The organism is Micromonospora sp. AKA38 (assembly GCF_027925725.1).
Taxonomy (GTDB): domain Bacteria; phylum Actinomycetota; class Actinomycetes; order Mycobacteriales; family Micromonosporaceae; genus Micromonospora.
Genome location: NZ_BNEI01000005.1, coordinates 1767459 through 1788477 on the forward strand (window position 1 = coordinate 1767459; position 21019 = coordinate 1788477).

Below are 21019 nucleotides of genomic sequence, written 5' to 3' on the forward strand. Positions count from 1 at the left end.
CGATGCCCACCTACTTCTCCCCCGGCATCTACGTCGAGGAGGTGCCCTCCGGGGCCCGCCCCATCGGCCCGGTCGGCACCAGCACGGCCGCCTTCGTCGGGGTCGCGCCGGACCGCACCGCCCACGTCGACCGGCCGATGGCGGTCAACAGCTGGACCGAGTTCCTGCGTCTCTACGCCGACGGCGAGCACCTGGAGAGCACCCCGCTGGCCCGGGCCGTCTTCGGCTTCCTCGACAACGGCGGCACCCGGTGCTGGGTGGTCAACGTCGGCGAGGGCGGCCAACTCACCGGCACCGGTGGGCGGCGCGGGGGCCTGCAACTGCTGGAGGCGATCGACGAGATCGCCATCCTGGCCGCGCCCGGCTACCACGACCCGGTGTCGCACGAGGCGCTGATCAGCACCGCCGAGCGGCTGCGCACCATGGTGGCGATCTGCGACCCGCCGCCCGAGGTCACCGACGTCTCCCGGCTCACCCGGGTCGCCACACCCGGCAAGCCCACCACCGGCAAACCCGCCGAGGGTACGCCGAAGGACGGCGACGACGACGCGCCCGGCACCGGCGGCGACCGGCCCCGGCAGTCCGACTTCGCCACCTTCTACTTCCCCTGGATCCGGGTCCGCGACCCGCTCGGCGGCGACCTGGTGCTCACCCCGCCGAGCGGGCACGTGGCTGGCATCTGGGCCCGCACCGACGCGCTGCGCGGCGTGCACAAGGCGCCGGCCAACGAGCCGGTACGCGGCGCGGTCGACCTGGCGTACCGGGTCACCCGGCCGGAGCACGACGTGCTCAATCCCAAGGGCGTCAACGTGATCCGGTTCTTCGCCGGCGAGGGCATCCGGCTCTGGGGCGCCCGGACGCTCGCCGCCGAGGCCAGCGAGTGGCGCTACCTCAACGTACGGCGCCTCGCCATCTCCATCGAGCAGGCCATCGCCAACGGCACCCGGTGGATGGTGTTCGAGCCGAACGACTTCACGCTGTGGCGCTCGATCCGGCGCGACATCGGTGCGTTCCTGACCCGGGTGTGGCGTGACGGCGCGCTGCTCGGCCGTACGCCCGAGGAGGCGTTCTTCGTCAAGTGCGACGAGGAGACCAACCCGGCCGACGTGCGCGACGCCGGGATGGTGGTGGCGCACATCGGCATCGCGGTGGTCAAGCCCGCGGAGTTCGTGGTGTTCAAGCTGAGCCAGTGGGCCGGCGGCACCGAGACCGAGACGATCGGAGGCTGACATGCCGACCACGGCCACCCCGCAGCCGGGCGCGCCCGTCGACCCGTACCGGGCGTACCACTTCAAGCTGCTCATCAACGGCATCACCAACGGGCACTTCACCGAGGTCAGCGGCTTCGAGGTGGCGATACCGTCGCTGGCGTACCGGGAGGCCGGCAACGAACGCATCCGTGCCGTGCCCGGGCAGGTCGAGTACGCGCCGGTGACGCTCCACTTCGGCCTGACCAACGCCCGGGAGCTGTGGGACTGGGTGAACGCGGCGGCGAAGGGCACGGTCAACCGGCGCAACGTCTCGGTGGTGCTGCTCGACCCGGCCGGCACCGCCGAGGTGCTGCGCTGGAACATGATCAACGCCTGGCCGACCCGGTGGCGGGGCGCCCACCTGAACACCCTCTCCCAGGAGATCGCCATCGAGGCGCTGACCCTGGCGTACGAGGGGCTGGAGCTGGAGTCCGGCAGTGCGACCGCCCCGGCGACCGCGTGACCGGCTGGCCCGCGCGTTGCGGGCCACCGCCGACCGTCTGACGGACCCGTCACCCGACGCCCACCGGCCTCCCGGCGTGCCGTCGGCGGCCCTGCCGCCGCGTCGCCCCGGCGAACCTCCCGAACACTGGCTCCGCCTGGTGGCCGCCCACGCCCCCGGCCTCCTCCGGGACCTCCCCCACCCCGCGCCCGTCGGCGATGACCAAGGAGTGGGCGTCGGCTCTGACCCCGTCGCCGACACGAACTCCTTGATCACCGGGCGTTCCGCGCGGGCCGGGGCGGGATGGGGCCGGGTGGGACGGCTGTGGCGTGGGTGGAGAGCGCGCCCGACCGATGGCGTCGGCGGGGCCCGGCGGCTCGGCTCGCCGAGATCTTGGTACGAAAGGGCCCCCCAAGGGGCCGCTTCCTACCAAGATCTTCACCAGCGCCCGAGCGTTGGGACGAGTGTCCCGTCCAGTGGTAGCGAGGAGGGCGGTGGAGGGGGGCGGCCCGGCGGGCCGGATGCGGCGGCGGTGACCGGCTCCGACCTGGACGGCGGGGCGGCGTGGATCGACTCGGAGTGGCGCCCGGGTCCGAGGGAGGCGGGTGCCGGACCGACCCGGGTGCCGACAGGATGGGATCCGGGCGGCACGGCACCGGTAGGCCGGGGCATGCCGCCGGCCTGGGCCGACCCGACGGGGGCAGCATCCGGGGCGATGTCCCCCGGCCCTCGGACCAATGCCGGCTCCCGCTCTACCGGATCACCGACCGCCGGATCACCGACCGCCGGATCACCGACCGCCGGATCACCGGCTGCCGGATCACCGGCGCCTGACGCAGCGGCTTCCGGAGTCTCCGCGGCATCCGCTGGCGGCGCCACGAGGCACCACGGCACACCGAGGCGGAACGATCCCGCGGAACCGGCCGACACGGGGTGGCCGGCCGACACCGGACGGCCAGGCGACACCCGATCGCCGAGCGACACCCGACGGCCCGACCAGGGCGCGGACCGGGTGGACGTACCCGGTGGAGCCGGACCGGACCGGGCGGGGACGCCGGGCCGACACGCGGCGGCCGACTCCCGTCGTGGCGGCCGGGACGGGCGCCGGGCCGACGCCACCGCCGGGCCGACGCGCGCCGGGGCGGACGGGTGGTCGGTCCGGGAGTCCGTGCTTCCGCTCTCGTTCGGACCCGCGCCACGGGGATCGGTCGACGGGCCTGACCGGGCCGGGCCCGAACGGGCCGGACACGACGGACCCGACCGGGTGCAAGGCGGCGGGTTTGCGGTGCCGCCGTCGTGGCGGCGACCACTCCCGTCGGCGTCGACGGAGCACGACGGAGGCCGGCATCGTCCGGTCGAACCGTGGCCGGCCCTGCCCGATGAGACCGGCACGGGTCGGGCCTGCGGCGCGGGGCGACCGTTCGGAGCGGGACAACCGACGGGCGCGAACGGGACGACGGAGCCGGGCACGGCGCACCGGGACCCGTGGCCGGCGCTGCCGGACGAGCCGTCGCCCCGGGCGTCGGCCGCGCGGGGCGCCCGGTTCCGGGACGCCCTGCTGGACCGGGAACAGGCGGGTGGCTGATGGAACGCGTCGCCTTCCTCGTGGACGAGTCGGGCACCCGGGTCGACTGCCTGCTCAATCCGGAGACCGTGCAGGTCACCCGGCTGGCCGGGATACGCCCGCGCGGCGGACCGGACGGGTCGCTCACCGGCGCCGGCCTCGCCGACGACCCGTTGGTCTTCACCGGCGGCGGGCGCACCGAACTGGTGCTGGACCTGCTCTTCGACATCGACTTCGTGGAGTCCCCGGCCCGCCCCGACGACGTCCGCGCGCTGACCCGTCCGCTGTGGATGCTCGCCGAGAACTCGACCGTCGAGCACGGCTGGCCGCGTCCGCCGCTGGTCCGGCTGGTCTGGGGCAAGACCTGGAACGTGCCGGGCGTGATCGCGGCGATCGCGGAACGCTTCGACGCGTTCACGCTCACCGGCACGCCCCGGCGTTCCTGGCTGCGGCTACGGCTGGTCCGGGTGGCGGAGAGCGCCGAGGCGGCCCAGGCCGGCTTCGAGGCGGAGCTGGCCGCGGCGAGCACCCCGACCGTGACGCCCGGCTCGGCGGTGGTGGCCGCCGCGGACGGCGCGGCCGAGCCGGGCTGGTCGGGTGTGCGCTTCGACCTGCTCGCCCACGACGCGTTGGGTTCCCCGCTGCGCTGGCGGCTGCTCGCCGAACACAACCGGATCGCCGACCCGCTCACGGTTCCGGCCGGCACCGCGCTGGCGGTGCCGGCGTCCGTCCTCGCCACGCCTCCGCTCGACGCCACCACCACGACGGGAGGTACGCCGTGACCGCATCCGACCCGCCCGCGCCGGTGGCGCGCGGCGGCCACCCCGCCGGCCGCCTGCCGGGGGCGCACCACGCGACGACCGGAGACGTGCGGTGAACCGGGCGGCGGCGGTCCGCGTGGACGGCCGGCCGCTGGCCGACCCGACGCGGCTGCGCGGGGTCCGGGTCGCCGCCCGGCTGGACCGGCCGACGCAGTGCGAGCTGGCGCTGGCCACCGCGCCCGGCCCGGGTGCCCTCGACCCACCGGTACGCCCCGGCGCGGCGCTCGACGTCCGCCTCGACGGGCACCCGGACGCGTTGTTCACCGGCGAGGTGACCGCCGTCGAGGTGGAGTACGCGGGCGACGGCGCTGCGCTGCTGCGGATCCGGGCGTACGACCCGCTGCACCGGCTGCGCAAGCGGCAGGAACTGCGGGTGTTCGAGTCGGTGACGGCCGCCGAGCTGGCCGGGGAGCTGTGCGCCGGGCTGGGGCTGGCGGTGGTCGCCGAGGTCGACGGGCCGCGCCTGGACCGGCTGCTCCAGCACCGGCACACCGACCTGGAACTGCTGTGCGAGGTGGCCGGCCGGGCCGGGCTGCACCTGGGCGTGGACGGGGACCGGCTGCGGCTGCTCACCCTCGACGGGCACGGCGAGCCGGTGCCGTTGACGCTCGGCGGGACCGTGCACGCGCTGCGGATCGTCGAGAACCTGGACCGGGCCGGGGCGGAGTGCGCGGCGCTGGGCTGGCACCCGCAGCGCGCCGAGCCGCTCGGGCAGCGGGCCGGCGAGGCGCGCAGCGGGCGGCGGATCCCGCTGCGCCCGGAGCCGGGCGACGTCGGCGCGGACGGGGTGCGTACCGCGGTGGACCAGCCGGGGCGCAGCGACGACGAGCTGGCCGCGCTGGCCCAGGCCGGGCTGGACGCGCGGGTCGCCGCGCTGGTCACGGTCGAGGGCACGGCCGAGGGCGACCCGGCGTTGCGACCGGGCCGGCGGATCGCGCTGGCCGGCGTCCCGGAGCCGGTGGCCGGCGTGTACGTGCTGACCGAGGTGGTGCACACGGTGGACGCGGACGGCCACCTGACCCGGTTCTCCACCGCCCCGCCCGAGCCGCCGCCGGTCGCGGCGCCGCCGGCGGCGACCGTCACGCTCGGCACGGTCACCGCCGTCGACGACCCGGACGGGCTGGGCCGGGCCCGGGTGACGCTGCCGGCGTACGGGGACCTGGACGCCGGCTGGCTCGCCGTGCTGTGTCCGGGGGCGGGCCGGGGCAAGGGGATCGTCGCGCTGCCCGACCCGGAGGACACCGTGCTGGTGGCGTTGCCCGGCGGCGAGCCGACCTCGGGCGTGGTGCTCGGCTCGCTGTTCGGCGCCGTCGAGCCGTACGACGCGGGGATCGTCTCCGGCCGGTCCCGCCGCTGGTCGATGCGGACCGGCACCGGCCAGTCCATCGTGATCGACGACGACGGGCGCACGCTGCGGCTGGCCACCGACGCGGGCAGCTTCGTCGAGCTGCGTCCCGAACTGACCACCGTGCACGCCGCCGGTGACCTGGTGCTCTCCGCGCCCGGTCGGGCCATGGTGGTGCGCGCGAAGACCGTCGACTTCCTGCACGCCCCGGCGGCCGAGGACGCGCAGACCGCCGCCGCCCAGGCCCGTACGCTCGCCCGTTCCTCCGGAGGTGGCTGATGCGCTGGATCCACCGCGACTCGTTGATCACCTGCGGCCACGACGGGCGGGTGACGAACCGCCCGTCGCAGCACTGGGTCACCGTGCGGGGCGTGCCGGCGCTGGTGCGGCCCGACCCGGTGGGACGTGACGTCACCGCCTGCCCGAACTACGGCCCGACGGTCAAACCCTGCCTGCACACGATGACCGTGACGGTCGGCTACAGCGCCTGGGTGCGGGTGGACCGGCAGCCGGTGGTGCTGTCGCACCTGGACGGCCTCACCGACGGCACGCCGCCGGGCACCGTGCACCACCAGGTCCGCGACCCGCGGCAGATGTTCCTGGGGGCGGACCGATGAGGGCCTTCCGCTTCGTCGGCGCCGGCTTCGACGCCGGCCGCGCCGGCGGCCTGGCGTTGACCGCGGCCGGCGGGCTCGCCATGACCGAGGGCGACGAGACGGTACGCCAGGCGCTGTGCCTGCTGCTGTCCACCACGCCGGGCGAGCGGTTGATGCGTCCCGGGTACGGGTCGCGGCTGCACCGGTTGGTCTTCGCGCCGAACGACGACACCACCGCCGGGCTGGCCATCCACTATGTGCGGCAGGCGATCCGGCGCTGGGAGCCGCGGGTGGAGGTGCTCGACGTGGACGCCGGCCCGGACCCGGACGACCCGTGGCGCCTGGTGATCCGGCTGGACTACCGGGTGCGGGCCAGCCTCTCCCCCGGCCAGCTCGTCTTCTCCGTCGACCTGCTGCCGCCCGACGACGAGCCCGACGACCCGGGCGACGACCCGGGCGACCGGCCCGGCGGCAGCTCCGCCGGCCGGCCCGGTGAGGAGGCCACGCCATGACGCTGCCGGTGCCGCACCTGGACGACCGCGCCTTCCTCGACCTGGTCACCGAGGCCCGGGAACGGATCCGCCGCTCCTGCCCGGACTGGACGGACCTGTCCGCGCACGACCCGGGGATGGCGTTGCTGGAGGCGTTCGCCTACCTGACCGAGGTGATGATCTACCGGCTGAACCAGTTGCCGGAGAAGGCGTACGTGGCGTTCCTGAACCTGCTCGGCGCGACCCGGCACCCGCCGGCGGCGGCCTGGGCGGACGTGCGCCTGACCCGCACCGGCCCCGACCGCGGCCCGGTGCGGGTGCCGGCCGGCACCCGGATCGCCGCGGCCCGCGGCGCCGACCCCCGGCCGGTCGTCTTCGTGACCACCGAACCGGCCCTGCTGCCCGCCGGCGAGACCGAGACGACGGTACGCGTGCACCACTGCGAGCCGGTCGACGCGGAGCTGCTGGGCACCGGCACCGGCCAGCCCGGCCAGACGTTCCGGGCCGCCCGCGCGCCGCTGACCCGCACCACCGAGGCGCTGGACCTACTGCTCGGCGTGGAGGTGCCGGCCGGCTCGGTGGAGCTGGGCGCCGCGGCCCGCGAGCACGAGGGACGCACGTACGAGATCTGGCGGCCGGTGGACAGCTTCGCCGGCGTCGGCCCGCAGGCCAGGGTCTACCTGGTCGACCGCGCCTCCGGGGTGGTCACGTTCGCGCCCGCGCTGGACCTGCGCCCGGCCACCGGCGCCGGGAGCGGGCCGGACGCCGGGCGCGGCACCGGGAGCGCCCCGGCCGACGAGGGGACAGCCGGGGTGACCACGGTGGCGGCGGTGCCGCCGGCCGGGCGGCAGGTGCGGCTCTGGTACCGGTGCGGCGGCGGGCCGGCCGGGAACGTGGCCGCCGGCGTGCTGACCAGCCTGCGCGACCCGCTGCCGGGGTTGCGGGTGGCGAACCCGCTGCCGGCCACCGGCGGCCGGGAACTGGAGTCGCTGGAGTCGGTGCTGGCCCGCGGGCCGTACGAGTTCTTCGCCCAGCAGCGCGCGGTCACCGCCCGCGACTTCGAGGTCCTCGCCACCGGCTCCGGCGCGGTGGCGCGGGCGCGGGCGTTCACCCGGGCCGCCGTCTACAGCTTCGCCCGGCCGGGCGAGGTGGAGGTGGTGCTGGTGCCGTACGTGCCGGAGGCGGCCCGCCCCGGCGGCCGGCTGCCGGTGGCGGTGCTGCGCGAGCACGAGGTCGAGGAGGCGCGCCGCCGGGTCGAGGCCGACCTGGAACGCCGCCGCGCGCTGGGCACGGCGGTGCGGGCCGGCTGGGCCCGCTACAAGGCGGTCTCGGTCCGGGCCCGGGTGGTGGTGCGCCGCGAGGAGGACGTGGACGCGGTCCGCCGGCGCATCCACGACCGGCTGCACCAGACGCTCAGCCCGCTGCCCACGACGCTCAACCCGACCGGCTGGGCGTTCGGCGAGCCGCTGCGCGCGTCGAACGTCTACCGGATGCTGGAGCACGCCGAGCCGGGCGTGCGGTACGTCGAGTCGGTGCGGTTCGTGGTCGACGAGGCGCCGGACGCGCAGGTGCGGACCGTCGCGGTGGACCAGTACCAGCCGGACACCTGGTACGCCGGGCGCGGGCCGGTGCTGTTCCGCTCGACCGACGCGGGCGCGGGCTGGGAGCCGGCCGGCCGGTTCGACGACGAGACGGTGGTCCGGGTGGCGCCCGCGCCCGCCCCGACCCGCCCCGGCGTGGTGCCCCGGGCCGGTTCGGTGGCCGTGGTGACCGCCCGCGACGCCGGCGGCTCCCGGGTGCGGCTGAGCACCGACCTGGGCGAGACATGGACGCTGCTCACCGACCTCGACTCCGGCGTGCGGGACCTGGCCTGGATCGACCGGGACGGCACCGGCGCGCTGCTGCTGGCCACCGACGCCGGCCTGTACGAGGTGCCGCTGCTGCCCGGCGCGGTGCCGTTGCAGATCCTGGTCGACCCGGCCGACGCCGACCGCGGGTTCTACGCGGTGCGGTCGTTCGTCTCCGAGCGCGGCGCGCCCGGCGTGGCGGTCGCCGCGCAGGCCGGCTTCGGCGTCTACCTGTCCGTCGCGGCCGGCCGCCCCGGCACGTTCAGCCACGTCGGCCTGGCCAACGTGGACAACCGGGTCCTCGCGGTGCAGTACGACGGCCCGGCCACGCTGCTGTGGTGCGGCGCGGGCGAGCCGGACCCGAAGAAACCCGGCCAGGGCGCGCACCGCACCCGGCTGTTCGAGTCCGACGTGCAGTGGCAGTCGATGGCCGCCGGCTGGATCGGCGGCACCTGCCGGGACCTGGCGTTCAGCGGGCCGCTGGCGCTGGCGGCCACGCAGAGCGGCGGCGTGGTCCGGCTGGACACCCTCGCCGGGCAGCCGCAGTGGCGGCCGGTGATGGTCAACTGCGGGCTGCCGCTGCGGGACCGGACCCGGTTCTCGCCTGTCGACGCCATCGCCGCCACCGCGCCGGCCGACCCGTCCGGCGCCGGTCGGCTGGTGCTGGCCGGCGGCGAGCGCGGCGTGTACCGCAGCGGTGACGGCGAGGACTGGACGGCCAGCGCCAACCAGGCCACCGCCGACGTGGTCACCGTCCCCGGCACCTGGCTGCTCTGCTCCGGCGAGCACGACATCGAGGTGGTGCGGCAGGATGCGCCGAACCGCGATTGAGCGGCTGCTGCCGGCCGCGTACCAGCGGGCCGCCGGCCCGGGCAGCGTGCTGGGCGCGCTGCTGGACGTGATGGAGGCGCTGCACGAACCGGACGAGGCGGTGCTCGCCGACGTCGACGCGTTGTTCGGGCCGTACCGGACACCGGACGGGTTCGTGGCGTACCTGACCCGCTGGGTGGCGATGGACCACGTGGTCGCCGCGCCGCGCGCCGACGCGCCACCGCCGCTGCCGCTGGGCCGGCTGCGGGACCTGGTCGCGCACGGCGCGCTGCTGGCCCGCTGGCGCGGCACCCCGTACGGGATGCGCACCGCGCTGGAGCTGGCCACCGGGGTGACCGGGTTCGTGCTGGACGAACCGGCCGACCGGCCGTTCCACCTGGTGGTGCGCGTGCCGGCGGCCGCCGCGGACCGGCTGGCGCTGATCGGCCGGATCGTCGAGGCGGAGAAACCGGCAGCGGTCACCGTCGAGGTGGTCGCCGCCCCGGCCGGCCCGCCCCACGACCCACCCGCCGGCCCGGCCGACGACCCGCCCCCGCCCGGGCCGGTACGCGCGGTCGGCCGGGCGCCCGTGCCCCCACCCCTGCCCCACGAGCCGCCGGAGGAGTCGTCATGACCACCGAATGGACCGTCGTCGCCGCCGCCGAACAGTTCACCCTGGACGCCCGCAACGCCGGGGAGTTGACCTTCACCGTGTCCAACCCGGGCCCGGCGCCGGACACCGTGGTGTTCGACGTGGCGCCCGGCGAGGGCAGCCAGCGGGCCTGGTTCACGGTCACCGAACCGCAGCGGGTGGTGCCCGGCCAGGGCTCGGTGTCGGTGCTGGTCCGCCTCGCCGTGCCGGCCGGCACCCCGCCCCGGCGGTACGACATGACCGGGTTCGCGTACTCGGCGAACACCGCCCCGGAGGAGAGTTCCCGGTCCAGCGGCCGGGTGACGTACGACGTGCGGGCGGTCGCGCCGCCGAAGCGTACGCCGTGGCCGTGGCTGGCCGCCGCGGCGGTGCTGCTGCTGGTGGTGACCGGCGTGGCGGTCTGGCTGGTGACCCGCCCGGAGCAGCCGTCGCCGCCTCGGCCGGCGGCGGTGACCGTGGAGGCGGAGACGCTGGTGGCCGCCGCCGAGGTCCGGTCCACCACGGCCGCGAAGGCCGAGGTGGTGGCGCAGGACAACTGCTGCGACGTGACGTGGTCCGGCGACTCGCAACTGTTCTTCCTGGGCCGGGCGGTCGGTGACCGGGTGACCGTGCCGGTGGACGTGCCGGCGGACGGCGCCTGGCGGTTCTCCACCGTGCGCACCACCTCGTTCGACTACGCGAACACCATCTGGCTGGTCGACGGCCGGCAGGTGGGCGACACGTTCCTCGGCTTCACGCCGACCGTGGTGCGCACCGACGACGTGGAGGTGGGCACGCTGGAGCTGACCCGGGGCACGCACAGGCTGACGCTGGTGGTGGTGAGCCGGACCCAGGGCACCGACCGCTACTTCGCCGGCGTCGACCAGATCCGGTTCACCCCGGTCGGCCAACCATGAGTGGTCGGCAGAAGCTGCTGGTGGTCGCGCTGGCCGGGCTGCTGGTGGTGCTCTACGTGGTGGCGGTGGCCGGGCGGCACGACGGCCCGGGTGACCCGGCCGCCGGGCCGGGACCACTGGCCTGGCTGGGACGCGGCGTCGGCACGGTGGACCCGGCGACGGTGGGCGTGGCGTGCGTGCCGCCGGCCACCGCCCCGACCGCCACCGCCGACGGGGTGGTGGTCGCGTTCGGCGCCACCTGCCGGCTGCGCGTCGCCGACCCGGGTGCGCTGCGCACGCTGGTGCTGCGCGGCGCGACGCCGTTCGAGGTGACCGCCCGCGCGCCCGGCGACGCGGACGTCACGGTCACCGACGAGGTCACGCCCGGCCCGGACGGGGCGACGGTGGCGAAGGTGGCGGTGGACCGGGAGACCGAGGTGCTCCTGCGGTGCCCGGGAGGTGGCGGGTGCACGGTCACGCTCGCCCGGTCCTGACCGGGCCCGACTGCGGGGAGGCGCGACATGGGTGAGCTGCGGAAGCCGTTCCTGCTGCTGGCGCTGCTGGCGGTGGCGCTGGTGGTGGGCGTGGAGCTGGGCGCGGCGGCGCTGACCGGCGGCGGGGACGCGGGCGCCGCGCTGCGGGACAGCGCCGGCGGGCTCGGCGTCGAGCTGGGCGACGTCGGCGCGGTGGCCGAGCCGTCCGGTCGGGGCACCGGCTACCTGGCGCTGATCGACGTGGTGGCGCTCTGGACCACCGGGCTGTTCGCGCTGAGCCTGGTGCTGCCGGACCGGGTCCAGGGCCGGGTGCAGGGCGCGGCCACGCTGGTCTTCTCGGTGGTGCTGCTGGTGGTGTCGCTGGTGCTGCTGGTCGTCGCGTTCGTCGAGCTGACGGTGATGGTCTCGCTGTTCCTGGCGGTCCCGTTCGGCACGCTGGCGTACCTCGCGGTGTGGGGGTTCTTCCCGGTCGGCGACGCGGCCGTGCTGCTCGGGCTGGCGCTGCTGCTCAAGCTGGTCTGGGCCGGGCTGCTGCTGGCCGCGCAGCCGCGCTTCCTGCGCAACAAGGGGCTGGTGCTGCTGGCGTCGACCACGCTGCTGTGCACCGTGGTGTTGCAGTTCCTGCACGGCCTGGTGCCGGTGATCCTGGTCAGTGTCGTCGACGACCTGGGCGCGGTGGTCTTCGCGGTGGTCGCGGTCATCTGGGCGCTGGTGCTGCTGGTCGGCTCGATCCCGGCGATCGTCAAGGCGGTGCGGACCACCGCGACGACGTCCGGCCGCACCGTCAGCTGACCGGGTCGCCGGTGGCGAGCGCCGCCAGGCGCGGGAGCTGCGCCGGGTCGGTGAGCGCCGAGCCGACCGCCACCACGCGTACGCCGGCGGCCAGGAAGTCGCCCGCGTTGCCGGCGTCGATGCCGCCGGTGGCCACGAAGCGTGCCTCCGGCAACGGCCCGGCGACCGCCCGGAACCAGGCCGGGCCGAGACTGACCGCCGGGAACGCCTTGAGCCAGACCAGGCCGTGGTCGAGCGCCCGCTGCGCCTCGGTCGGGGTGGCCACGCCGGGCAGGTGCGGGATGCCGTAGCCGCGCGCCGTGTCCGCGACGACCAGGTCCAGGCCGGGGGCGACGGTGAACGCCGCGCCGGCGCTCATCGCCTGGCGGACCTGCGCCGGGGTGCGGACCGTGCCGGCGCCGACGAGCCGGTCCCGGCGACGTCCGGCGGTGACCGCGGCGCTCAGCGCGGGCACCGCCGCGGGGGTACGGATCGGGACCTCCACCACGTCGATCCCGAGATCCCAGGCCAGCTCCGCGAGCCGGACCGTCTCCTCCGGCGGCAGGTCGCGCAGGATCACCATGACCCGCCCGTCGCCGAACAGCGGGGCGAAGTCGTGCTCGGTCATGTGCCGCTCCCTTCGTCGCGGCGCCTCGCCGGCGCCGCCCATTCCCGGTCCGTCAGCGCCAGCGCCCGGGCGATCCCGGCCGGATCGGGCGGCGACGCGGTGTCGCCCGGCGTGGCCAGCACCGGCGCGGCGGTGAGATGCCCCATCCGCAGGCAGGCGCACAGGTCGAGGTCGCGCAGCAGCCCGGCGAGGAAGCCGGCGGCGAACGCGTCCCCGGCGCCGACCGGCTCCACCACGTCGACCGGGGGCGTCGGCACGAAGACCGCCGGCCCGCTACGCGGCAGCGCGGTCGCGCCGACCGGCCCGTCCTTGACCACCACCAGCTCCGGCCCGGGCAGCAAGTCGCGGACGGCGGCCGGGTCGGCGCTGCCCCACAGCGTCGCCGCCTCGTCCAGCCCGACGAGCACCACGTCGGCGCGGTCGGCCAGGTCGCGCAGCGCCGGCGCGGCCCGGTCGGCGGGCCAGAGCGCCGGACGGTGGTTCACGTCGAACGTGGTCCGGGCCCCGGGCAGCGCCCGCCCGGTCAGCGCGTGCGCGAGCAACTCCCGGCAGGAGTCGGAGAGCGCGGCGGTGATCCCGGACAGGTGCAGCAGCCGCACCCCGGCCAGCCGCGGGTCGGCCAGGTCCGACGCGCCGAGGCGGCTCGCCGCGGACCCGGCGCGGTGGTAGTGCACGCGGGTGCCGGCCGGGCCGGGGTCCTTGAGGTAGACGCCGGTCGGGGCGGCCGGGTCGACCGTGACCGTGCGGACGTCCACCCCGGCGGCGGCGATCTCGGCGACCACCCGGCGGCCGAACGGGTCGTCGCCGACCCGGCTGACCCAGGCGGCGCGGTGGCCGAGCCGGGCCAGGCCCATGGCCACGTTGGACTCCGCGCCGCCGACGCCGACCGCCAGCCGGTCGGCGTGCTCCAGCGGCCCGCCGTCGTCGGGCGCGAGCACCACCATGGTCTCCCCCACGCAGGCGACCTCCGGGCCGGTCAAGGTGTGTCCTTTGTGCGCGACTGCGGGGCTCGCAACCCCGGCTCACTCCTCGCGCTCACGGGAGCCGCCATCCGTTCCGCGACCTCGGCCCGGTCCAGGTGGCCGTCGACGACGAGGACCCGGTGCCGGTTGCGGCGCGGCCGGTCGGCGGCGACCACCGCCGGGCGGTCGAACGCGTACGCGACGCAGACGCCCGGGTACATCGCGGTGCGGACGAACCACCTGTCGCCCGGCCCGAGCCCGCTGAACACCAACGTGTACGCGGCGCCGCCGGGCGCGGTGCCGGACAGCGCCAGCCAGGGCGCGGCCGAGCCGTTGACCGCCTCCTCGCCGACCGCGTCCACGGTGCACACCCGGGGTTCCGGGCCGGCGACCGCCCGCCAGAAGAAGCCGCCGTAGCCGGCGCCGCCGGGGCGACCGTTGGTGGCCGGGCTGCCCAGGTGGACGTCGGCGCCGGTGGCGGACGTGAACGTGGCGGACAGGTCGAGCCACCAGGCGTCGTCCCCGGCCGGCGCGGCGGTGAGCCGGCGGTGCTCGCGCAGCAGCGTCCGGCCGTCGGCGTCCCGCCAGTCGAGGTCGTGGTCGAGCCGGTCGGCGGCCCGCTCCCGCCAGCCGGTGTGGGCGATGACGCCGTGGTCGTCCCGCCAGGTGTAGCCGGTGCCGCGCACGTACGTCCGGCCGCCCCAGAAGTTGGCGCCGGCCACGTCCGGCACGGTGAGGGACGCGCCGAGGTGCCAGAGGTGGTCGGCCGGGAGCGCGTCGGTGACCGGGGTGCCGGCGCGGGTGCGCACCGGATGCAGGTAGGGCCGGGGGCCGTGGCGCGGGTCGAGGTCGGGGCGGACCAGGTAGCGGGCCACCTCGACCCCGGCCACGACCAGCCGCTCCTCGCCGGGACCGGCGGTCACGACGCCTCCGGCCCGAGCGCGGCGGAGTGGGCGCGCGCCCGGCGTCGGGCGTCGACCGCGTGCAGCGCGGCGAGGGCGTACCCGCCGAGGATCGGCACCGCCACCGGGGTGACGAGCGCGGCGAGCAGCGCGGCGAGCCCGCCGATCCCGGCCGCGGCGGCCCAGCCGCCGGGGTGTCGGGTGCAGACGCGGGCCACCTCGCGGGCGGCGCGGCGCCAGCCCCGGCCTCCGGTGCGCCCGACCGCGACGGCGACCAGGCCGGCGTACCCGAGCAGGGCCGCGACCACGACGGCGGTGACCGCCAGGGCGGGCCCCCCGCCGGGGACCCGGCCGGTGGCCAGCGCCCACATGTCGACGGTGAGCAGCGCGGCGACCGCGAGCGCGACGGCGCTGACCGCCGTGCCGGCGGGCACGGCGCGGCCGAACCGGGTCAGGCTGGTCCGGGCCGGCGGCCAGCTCCCGGTGCCGGACCGGTCGTGCAGCGCGGCGGAGGCGGTGGCGACGGCCGGGGCGAGCGTGAGCACCGGCAGCGACGCCGCCGCCACCGCGAGCCCGAGCAGCGCCAGGTCGGCCGCCTCGGCCACGGTGTCCCGCCAGTCCCGGCGGGGGGCCTCGGCGCTCATCCCTTCAGCCCGCTGGTGTTGATGCCCTCGACCAGCATCCGCTGGAAGGCGAGGAAGAACAGGAACACCGGCAGCAGCGACAGCACCGACATGGCGAACATCGGGCCGACCGCGCTCTGGCTGGTCGAGTCGATGAACAGCGTCAGCGCCACCGGGACGGTGTAGTCCTCCAGCGTGGACAGGAAGACCAGTTGGCGGAAGAAGTCGTTCCAGGTCCAGATGAACGAGAAGATCGCGGTGGTGACCAGCGCGGGGCGGCTCAGCGGCAGGATCACGTGCCGGAAGACGCCGTACGGCGACGCGCCGTCGATCTTGGCGGCCTCGTCCAGTTCGCGGGGGATGCCGCGCATGAACTGCACCATGAGGAAGACGAAGAACGCCTCGGTGGCCAGGAAGTGCGGGATGAGCAGTGGCAGGTACGGCCAGTCGCCGCCGACCAGGTCGAGGCTGCGGAACAGGATGTACTGCGGCACGATCAGCACGTGCCCGGGCAGCAGCAGGGTGCCGATCATGACGGTGAACCACGCCTTGCGGAACCGGAACCGCAACCGCCCGAGGGCGTACGCGGCCAGCAGGCAGGACAGCGCGTTGCCGACCACGGTGAGCAGGCTGACCATGGCGCTGTTGAGGAAGAACCGGCCGAAGCTGACGTCGAAGTTCGTCCAGCCCTCGGCGTAGTTGCCGGGGGTGAACTCCTTCGGCAGCAGGCCGATGTTGTTGACGATCTCGGCCGGCGACTTGACCGAGGTGCCGAGCATCCAGATCAGCGGGTAGAGCACCACCGCCACGATCGCCACGAGCACCACCAGGCGCAGCGCCTGCCGGTTGCGCGGGCGGCGGCGGCCGGCGACGGCGGTCACCGCGGTCATGAGTCGTCCCCTCCGTCCGAGTAGTGCACCCAGAACCGGCCGGTGCTGAAGAACACGGCCGTGATGAGCGCGATGGCCAGCAGGAACACCCAGGCCATCGCCGAGGCGTAGCCCATCTCCAGGTCGGTGAAGCCGGAGATGTAGAGCTTGAGCGTGTACATCAGGGTGGAGTCGACCGGGCCGCCGGTGCCGTTGCTGAGCACGAACGCGGCGGTGAAGCCCTGGAAGCCGTGGATGGTCTCCAGCACCAGGTTGAAGAAGATCACCGGGGAGAGCATGGGCAGGGTGACCGCGCGGAACCGTCGCCAGGTGCCGGCGCCGTCCACGGCCGCCGCCTCGTACAGCTCGACCGGGACCTGCTTGAGCCCGGCCAGGAAGATCACCATGGGCGCGCCGAACTGCCAGATCGCCAGCACCATCAGCGTCTGGAGCGCCCAGTCCGGGTCGGCGACCCAGGGCAGCCCCTCGATGCCGAAGAGCGCGAGGAACGAGTTGAACGCGCCGTCCCGGTTGAACATGTTGACCCAGACGATGGCCAGCGCGACGCTGCCGCCGAGCAGCGACGGCAGGTAGAACAGGCCGCGGAACAGCCCGACGCCGCGCCAGGTGCGGTTGAGCAGCAGCGCCACGCCGAGCGCGGCGGCGAGCTTCAGCGGCACGGCGACCAGCGCGAACGTCAGCGTGACGCGCACCGCGTGCCAGTACGACGGGTCGGCGGTGAACATCCGCTCGTAGTTGGCCAGCCCGACCCAGCGCACCTCGGACAGCGGGGTGAGGATGTCGTAGTCGGTGAAGCTCAGCCAGAGCGAGAGCAGCATGGGGATCGCCGTGACGCCCATCAGTCCGATGAGCCAGGGCGAGAGGAAGACGTACCCTGCCAGGCCCTCGCCGAGCCGGGCCCGGCCGGCCCCGCGCCGCGTGGGGCGGGGGCCGACCGGTCCGGTTCGCGGGCTCCGGCCGGGCGCCGTGGTGAGGGCCACGGGTCCGGTTCCTTTCCGTCGAGGGGTCAGGCGATCGCGGCTTTGCAGGCGGTGACGAACTGCTCCGCCGCCTGGGCCGGGGTGGCGCGGCCGTACTGGGCGTTCTCGGCGGCCTTGGTCAGCTCCGACTTGACCTTGCTGTGGCCCTTGATCGGGACCTGCGGGGACGGCCCGAACTTCTGCGCCAGCTCGGACTCGACCTGGATGGACTGCTTCATGGCCGGGTCGGTGGCGGTCTCACTGACCTTGGCCCGCAGGTCCATGTTGGAGGGCAGGCCGCGGTCGGTGCCGAGCAGCGCCACCGCCTCCGGGTCGTTGTTCAGGAAGTTGATCACGTCGACCGCGACGTCGCGGTGCTTGCTGCCCTTGAACACCGACCAGTACATGGAGGCGCGGGCCCACTGGGCGCTCGGGTCACCGGGGTAGGCGACCACGCCCAGCTCGTCCTTGGTGTTCTTCTTCAGGTCCGGCATCTGGTTGGCCCAGACCCAGGAGGTGGCCGCCTTGCCGGTGACCACGAGCTGCTTGGTGATGTCGGTGGCGTTGCCCTGGTGGATGACGTCCGCGGTCGGGGTGGCGCCGGAGTCCCGGGCGCCCTTCCACAGCTCGAACCACTTCGTCACGTCCTCGACCGTGAAGCCGAGTTCCTTGCCCTTGTACAGGTCCTTGCCCTGCTGGCGCAGCCAGACCCAGAGCGCCTTGTAGTCGGCGCTGGGGTCCTGGGTGCCGGGCACCTTCGTCTTCTTCGCCACCTGCTCGGCCCAGGCGATGTGCTCCTCCCAGCTCATCCCGGTGGTCGGCTCCGGCAGCCCGTTCTTCGTCAGCAGCGTCTTGTTGTAGACCAGGCCCTGGGTGTTCTCCCCGGCGGCCACCCCGGCGAGCTTGCCGTCGACCACGCCGTACTCCAGCAGGCTCTTCGGGAACTTCGACACGTCGAGCTTGCCGGAGTCGCGGTAGCTGCCCAGGTCGAGCGTGGTGCTGCGGGCGGCGTACTCGGCCAGGTAGTTGTCGTCGATCTGGAACAGGTCGGGCGGGTTGCCGCCGGCGGTCAGCGTGGCGAGCTTGTCGAAGTAGCCCTGGTTGGCCTGCCAGGTCTTCTCGAACGTCACGTCGGGGTGCTTCTTCGTGTAGAGGGCCAGGGCGTCCTCGGTGAGCTTGGCCCGGGCCTCGCCGCCCCACCAGAAGACGGAGAGCTTGACCGGGCCGCCGTCGCCGGCGGCGTCGTCGTCGCCGCAGCCGGCCGCGCCCAGCGCGAGCGGCGCGGCCAACGCGACGACGGCCAGGCCGCGGACGAATCGACGTCGGGACAGGGGGGTACGGTGATCCCGCCCGGCGGGTGCGCCGGCGGTGGGGGGCGTTGCGGGGTGCATCTGCGCTCACTCCTCGGCTGTGGGAGGCGACGACGTCACCGGCGGCCGTCCACGGGTCGCCCGGGTCCGCACCGCTATGCGGGCCCGGGCCACCTGCTCAGGCCCCGGTGCCGTCCCGACCGGGAACGGGCCCGGTCGAGTCGCGGACGACCAGTACGGTCTGGAGCATTACCTGTGCGGTGGTGCGACGGTCGCCGGCCGACGCGCCCCGGCCCCGCACGCCACGCGGCGCGTCGGAGTCGAGTTGCAGCAGCATGTCGACGGCCGTCCGGCCGGCGGCCGCGGTCGGCGTGGCCACCGTCGTCAACTTGGGGCGGGTGAGCCGGCTCAGCGCGATGTCGTCGACGCCGACCACGCTGACGTCCTGCGGCACCCGCAGCCCCAGCGCGTCCAGCCCTTCGATCAGGCCGATCGCCATCAGGTCGTTGTAGGCGAGCACGGCGGTGACGCCGCTGCGGCGTACCTGGTCGGCGAGCGCGCCGCCGCCAGTCTCGGTGGGTTGGTTGGGCCCGAGCAGGGTCAGCTCGGCGCCGCCGCCCCGGGCGGCCGCCGAGGCGGCCCGGCGCATCTCCCGGGCGGTCCAGGAGCCGCGCGGGCCGCCGAGCAACGCGATCCGCCGGTGACCGAGGCCGAGCAGATGCTCGATCGCGGAACGGGCGCCCTGCCCGACGTCCATCATCACGCAGGGCAGGCCGGCGACCTGGCGGTTTATCACCACCACCGGGACCTCGCGGCTGACCTGCTCGATCAGGCTGTTGCTCATCCGGGGGCTGCACAGCAGCACGCCGTCGACCTGTTTGGCGAGCGCGTGGACCAGGTCCTCCTCGGCGGCCACGTCCTCGTTGGTGTCGGCCACGAACACGTGGTAGTCGCGGTGCCGGGCCTGTCCCTCCGCGGCCTTGATCAGCGGCGGGAAGAACGGGTTGGCGATGTCGGCCACGATCAGGCCGATGTTGTGGGTCCGGCCGGTGATCAGGGCCCGGGCGGCCCGGTTGGGCCGGTAGCCGAGGTCCTCCGCACAGGCCAGCACCCGGACCCGGGTCTCCGGGTTGACCAGGTGCGGGGCCGAGAACGTGCGGGAGACGGTGGAGATGTGCACGCCGGAGGCCCGGGCGACGTCCCGGATGGTGGCTGGCACGGCGGGCTCCCTCGTCCGATGTGGTGGGGGTCACGGGGTGTCGCCAATTAATGCAAACGGTTGCGCCGGTGTCAACGGTCCATTGTTACGTCTCGATTGCGGTACCGCTCCCGGTGGGCGCACAAAAACGTACTAATATGGATTCATAGGGCGGGATGTTCATCGACCGTTGACGACGTCTCGGCCGACGTGGTTTCTTCGGCTGCAAACCTTTGCAGAACCGCGGGAGGCCGACGTCATGTCACCACCGGCCCGGAAACGGGTCCGCCACGCCCTGGTCGGCGCCGGGGCGCGCGCCGAGATGTTCGTCCGCGCGCTCGCGCTCGACCACGCCGACACCGCCGAGCTGGTCGCCCTGGCCGACGTCAACCAGGCCCGGATGGACGCGCACAACCGCTGGCTCGCCGACCTCGGCCACCCGCCGGTGCCCACCTACGCCGCCGCCGACTTCGCCACCATGCTGGCGCAGGAGCGGGTCGACGTGGTGCTGGTGACAAGCGTCGACGTCACCCACGACGAGTACGTGACCGCCGCGCTGCGGGCCGGCTGCGACGTGGTCACCGAGAAGCCGATGACCGTCGACGCGCCGCGCTGCCGGCGCGTCCTGGACGCGGTCGCGGAGACCGGCCGGCAGGTCACCGTCGCGTTCAACTACCGCTACAACCCGCTGCACGAGCAGCTCCGCCGGCTGCTCGCCGACGGCGCGGTGGGCGAGATCGGCTCGGTGCACTTCGAGTGGCTGCTGGACGTGCGGCACGGCGCCGACTACTTCCGCCGCTGGCACCGGGACAAGGCCACCTCCGGCGGCCTGCTCGTGCACAAGGCCAGCCACCACTTCGACCTGGTCAACTGGTGGCTGGACGCCCGACCGGTCGAGGTGTACGCGGCCGGCCGGCTGTTCTTCTACGGCGAGACCGGCCGCCGGCACGGCTACGCCCGCGACTACGACCGGGCGCACGGCGCCCCCGCCGCCGCCGACGACCCGTTCGCGCTGCGACTGGCCGAGCACCCCCGGCTGCGTGAGCTGTACCTCGACGCCGAGGCCGAGGACGGCTACCACCGGGACCGCAACGTGTTCGCCCCCGGCGTGACCATCGAGGACGACCTCGCGGTGCTGGCCCGCTACTCCACCGGCGCGACCATGACCTACCACCTCACCGCGTACGCGCCCTGGGAGGGCTACCGGGTGATGGTGAACGGCAGCCGGGGCCGCCTCGAACTGGAGGTCACCGAGAGCGACCACGTCAGCCCCGGCGGCGCGTCCGCGCTCAAGGGCGCCGCGCTGCACGGCGACGAGGCCGCGGTGGAACGCGGCGCGGCCCGGCTCACGCTGCGCCCGTTCTGGGCGCCGCCGGTGGAGATCGCAGTGGAGGGCTGGACCCGGCGCGGGCACGGCGGCGCGGACGCCCGGATGACCCGGGTGCTGCTCGGCGGCGAACCCGACCCGCTCGGCCGCGCCGCCGCCGCGTACGACGGCGCGCTCGCGCTGCTCACCGGCCTGGCCGCCAACCGCTCGCTGGAGACCGGCGCGCCCGTCCGGGTCGCCGACCTGCTCACCCTGCCCTGAC

20 protein-coding genes are annotated in these 21019 nt (G+C 75.2%); 12 read left to right on the top strand and 8 right to left on the bottom strand.

What is annotated here, in order from left to right:
- Positions 1–2: 2 nt before the first annotated feature.
- The 11 genes from TPA0908_RS24855 (at position 3) to TPA0908_RS24905 (ending at position 11979) form a co-directional block, all read left to right on the top strand.
- Positions 3–1229: a phage tail sheath family protein gene (locus TPA0908_RS24855; protein ID WP_281941792.1), complete on the top strand. Its 1227-nt coding sequence runs from the start codon at positions 3–5 to the stop codon at positions 1227–1229.
- 1 nt (position 1230) lies between these two features.
- Complete coding sequence (locus tag TPA0908_RS24860; protein WP_281941795.1) at positions 1231–1713, top strand: phage tail protein; 483 nt, start codon at positions 1231–1233, stop codon at positions 1711–1713.
- A 1563-nt stretch (positions 1714–3276) separates the two neighbouring features.
- On the top strand, positions 3277–4038 hold the full coding sequence (locus tag TPA0908_RS24865; protein ID WP_281941797.1) for a CIS tube protein: 762 nt from the start codon (positions 3277–3279) through the stop codon (positions 4036–4038).
- A 91-nt stretch (positions 4039–4129) separates the two neighbouring features.
- Complete coding sequence (locus tag TPA0908_RS24870) at positions 4130–5701, top strand: phage baseplate assembly protein V (protein ID WP_281941799.1); 1572 nt, start codon at positions 4130–4132, stop codon at positions 5699–5701.
- Positions 5701–6039, top strand: coding sequence for a hypothetical protein (locus TPA0908_RS24875; RefSeq protein ID WP_281941801.1), 339 nt, complete (start codon positions 5701–5703; stop codon positions 6037–6039). Before TPA0908_RS24870 ends, TPA0908_RS24875 begins: the two co-directional genes overlap by 1 nt.
- On the top strand, positions 6036–6530 hold the full coding sequence (locus TPA0908_RS24880) for a GPW/gp25 family protein (RefSeq protein ID WP_281941804.1): 495 nt from the start codon (positions 6036–6038) through the stop codon (positions 6528–6530). The genes TPA0908_RS24875 and TPA0908_RS24880 overlap by 4 nt, the downstream gene beginning before the upstream one ends.
- Entirely contained in the window at positions 6527–9187 is a 2661-nt protein-coding gene (locus tag TPA0908_RS24885; protein ID WP_281941806.1) for a putative baseplate assembly protein, read from the top strand. Before TPA0908_RS24880 ends, TPA0908_RS24885 begins: the two co-directional genes overlap by 4 nt.
- Positions 9168–9800, top strand: a complete 633-nt coding sequence (locus TPA0908_RS24890) for a phage tail protein (protein WP_281941808.1) — start codon at positions 9168–9170, stop codon at positions 9798–9800. Before TPA0908_RS24885 ends, TPA0908_RS24890 begins: the two co-directional genes overlap by 20 nt.
- Complete coding sequence (locus TPA0908_RS24895) at positions 9797–10714, top strand: carbohydrate-binding protein (protein WP_281941810.1); 918 nt, start codon at positions 9797–9799, stop codon at positions 10712–10714. The genes TPA0908_RS24890 and TPA0908_RS24895 overlap by 4 nt, the downstream gene beginning before the upstream one ends.
- The gene (locus TPA0908_RS24900; RefSeq protein WP_281941811.1) at positions 10711–11187 is read left to right on the top strand and encodes a hypothetical protein; all 477 of its coding nucleotides are present in this window, start codon (positions 10711–10713) and stop codon (positions 11185–11187) included. Before TPA0908_RS24895 ends, TPA0908_RS24900 begins: the two co-directional genes overlap by 4 nt.
- Before the next feature lie 27 nt (positions 11188–11214).
- Positions 11215–11979 carry a hypothetical protein gene (locus TPA0908_RS24905; protein ID WP_281941812.1) on the top strand — a complete coding sequence of 255 codons (765 nt, stop codon included), beginning with the start codon at positions 11215–11217 and terminating at the stop codon, positions 11977–11979.
- Here the strand turns inward: TPA0908_RS24905 and TPA0908_RS24910 are convergent.
- The 8 genes from TPA0908_RS24910 to TPA0908_RS24945 all read right to left on the bottom strand — a co-directional run bounded on the left by TPA0908_RS24910 (position 11972) and on the right by TPA0908_RS24945 (position 19451).
- On the bottom strand, positions 11972–12586 hold the full coding sequence (locus TPA0908_RS24910; RefSeq protein WP_281941813.1) for a bifunctional 4-hydroxy-2-oxoglutarate aldolase/2-dehydro-3-deoxy-phosphogluconate aldolase: 615 nt from the start codon (positions 12584–12586) through the stop codon (positions 11972–11974). The two genes, TPA0908_RS24905 and TPA0908_RS24910, sit on opposite strands and share 8 nt — an antisense overlap.
- Entirely contained in the window at positions 12583–13566 is a 984-nt protein-coding gene (locus TPA0908_RS24915; protein WP_281941815.1) for a sugar kinase, read from the bottom strand. The genes TPA0908_RS24910 and TPA0908_RS24915 overlap by 4 nt, the downstream gene beginning before the upstream one ends.
- Complete coding sequence (locus tag TPA0908_RS24920) at positions 13563–14471, bottom strand: DUF6807 domain-containing protein (RefSeq protein ID WP_281941818.1); 909 nt, start codon at positions 14469–14471, stop codon at positions 13563–13565. The genes TPA0908_RS24915 and TPA0908_RS24920 overlap by 4 nt, the downstream gene beginning before the upstream one ends.
- Positions 14468–15094, bottom strand: coding sequence for a hypothetical protein (locus TPA0908_RS24925; protein WP_281941820.1), 627 nt, complete (start codon positions 15092–15094; stop codon positions 14468–14470). The genes TPA0908_RS24920 and TPA0908_RS24925 overlap by 4 nt, the downstream gene beginning before the upstream one ends.
- Entirely contained in the window at positions 15091–15963 is an 873-nt protein-coding gene (locus TPA0908_RS24930; protein ID WP_281941821.1) for a carbohydrate ABC transporter permease, read from the bottom strand. Before TPA0908_RS24930 ends, TPA0908_RS24925 begins: the two co-directional genes overlap by 4 nt.
- On the bottom strand, positions 15960–16943 hold the full coding sequence (locus TPA0908_RS24935) for a carbohydrate ABC transporter permease (RefSeq protein ID WP_281941823.1): 984 nt from the start codon (positions 16941–16943) through the stop codon (positions 15960–15962). The genes TPA0908_RS24930 and TPA0908_RS24935 overlap by 4 nt, the downstream gene beginning before the upstream one ends.
- 26 nt (positions 16944–16969) lie before the next feature.
- A complete protein-coding gene (locus TPA0908_RS24940) occupies positions 16970–18313 on the bottom strand; it encodes an ABC transporter substrate-binding protein (RefSeq protein ID WP_281941824.1) in 1344 nt (447 codons plus the stop codon).
- A gap of 97 nt (positions 18314–18410) precedes the next feature.
- Positions 18411–19451: a LacI family DNA-binding transcriptional regulator gene (locus tag TPA0908_RS24945; protein WP_281941826.1), complete on the bottom strand. Its 1041-nt coding sequence runs from the start codon at positions 19449–19451 to the stop codon at positions 18411–18413.
- A gap of 238 nt (positions 19452–19689) precedes the next feature.
- Here TPA0908_RS24945 and TPA0908_RS24950 point away from each other — a divergent pair, with 238 nt between their 5' ends.
- Complete coding sequence (locus tag TPA0908_RS24950; RefSeq protein WP_281941828.1) at positions 19690–21018, top strand: Gfo/Idh/MocA family protein; 1329 nt, start codon at positions 19690–19692, stop codon at positions 21016–21018.
- Position 21019: the final 1 nt, after the last annotated feature.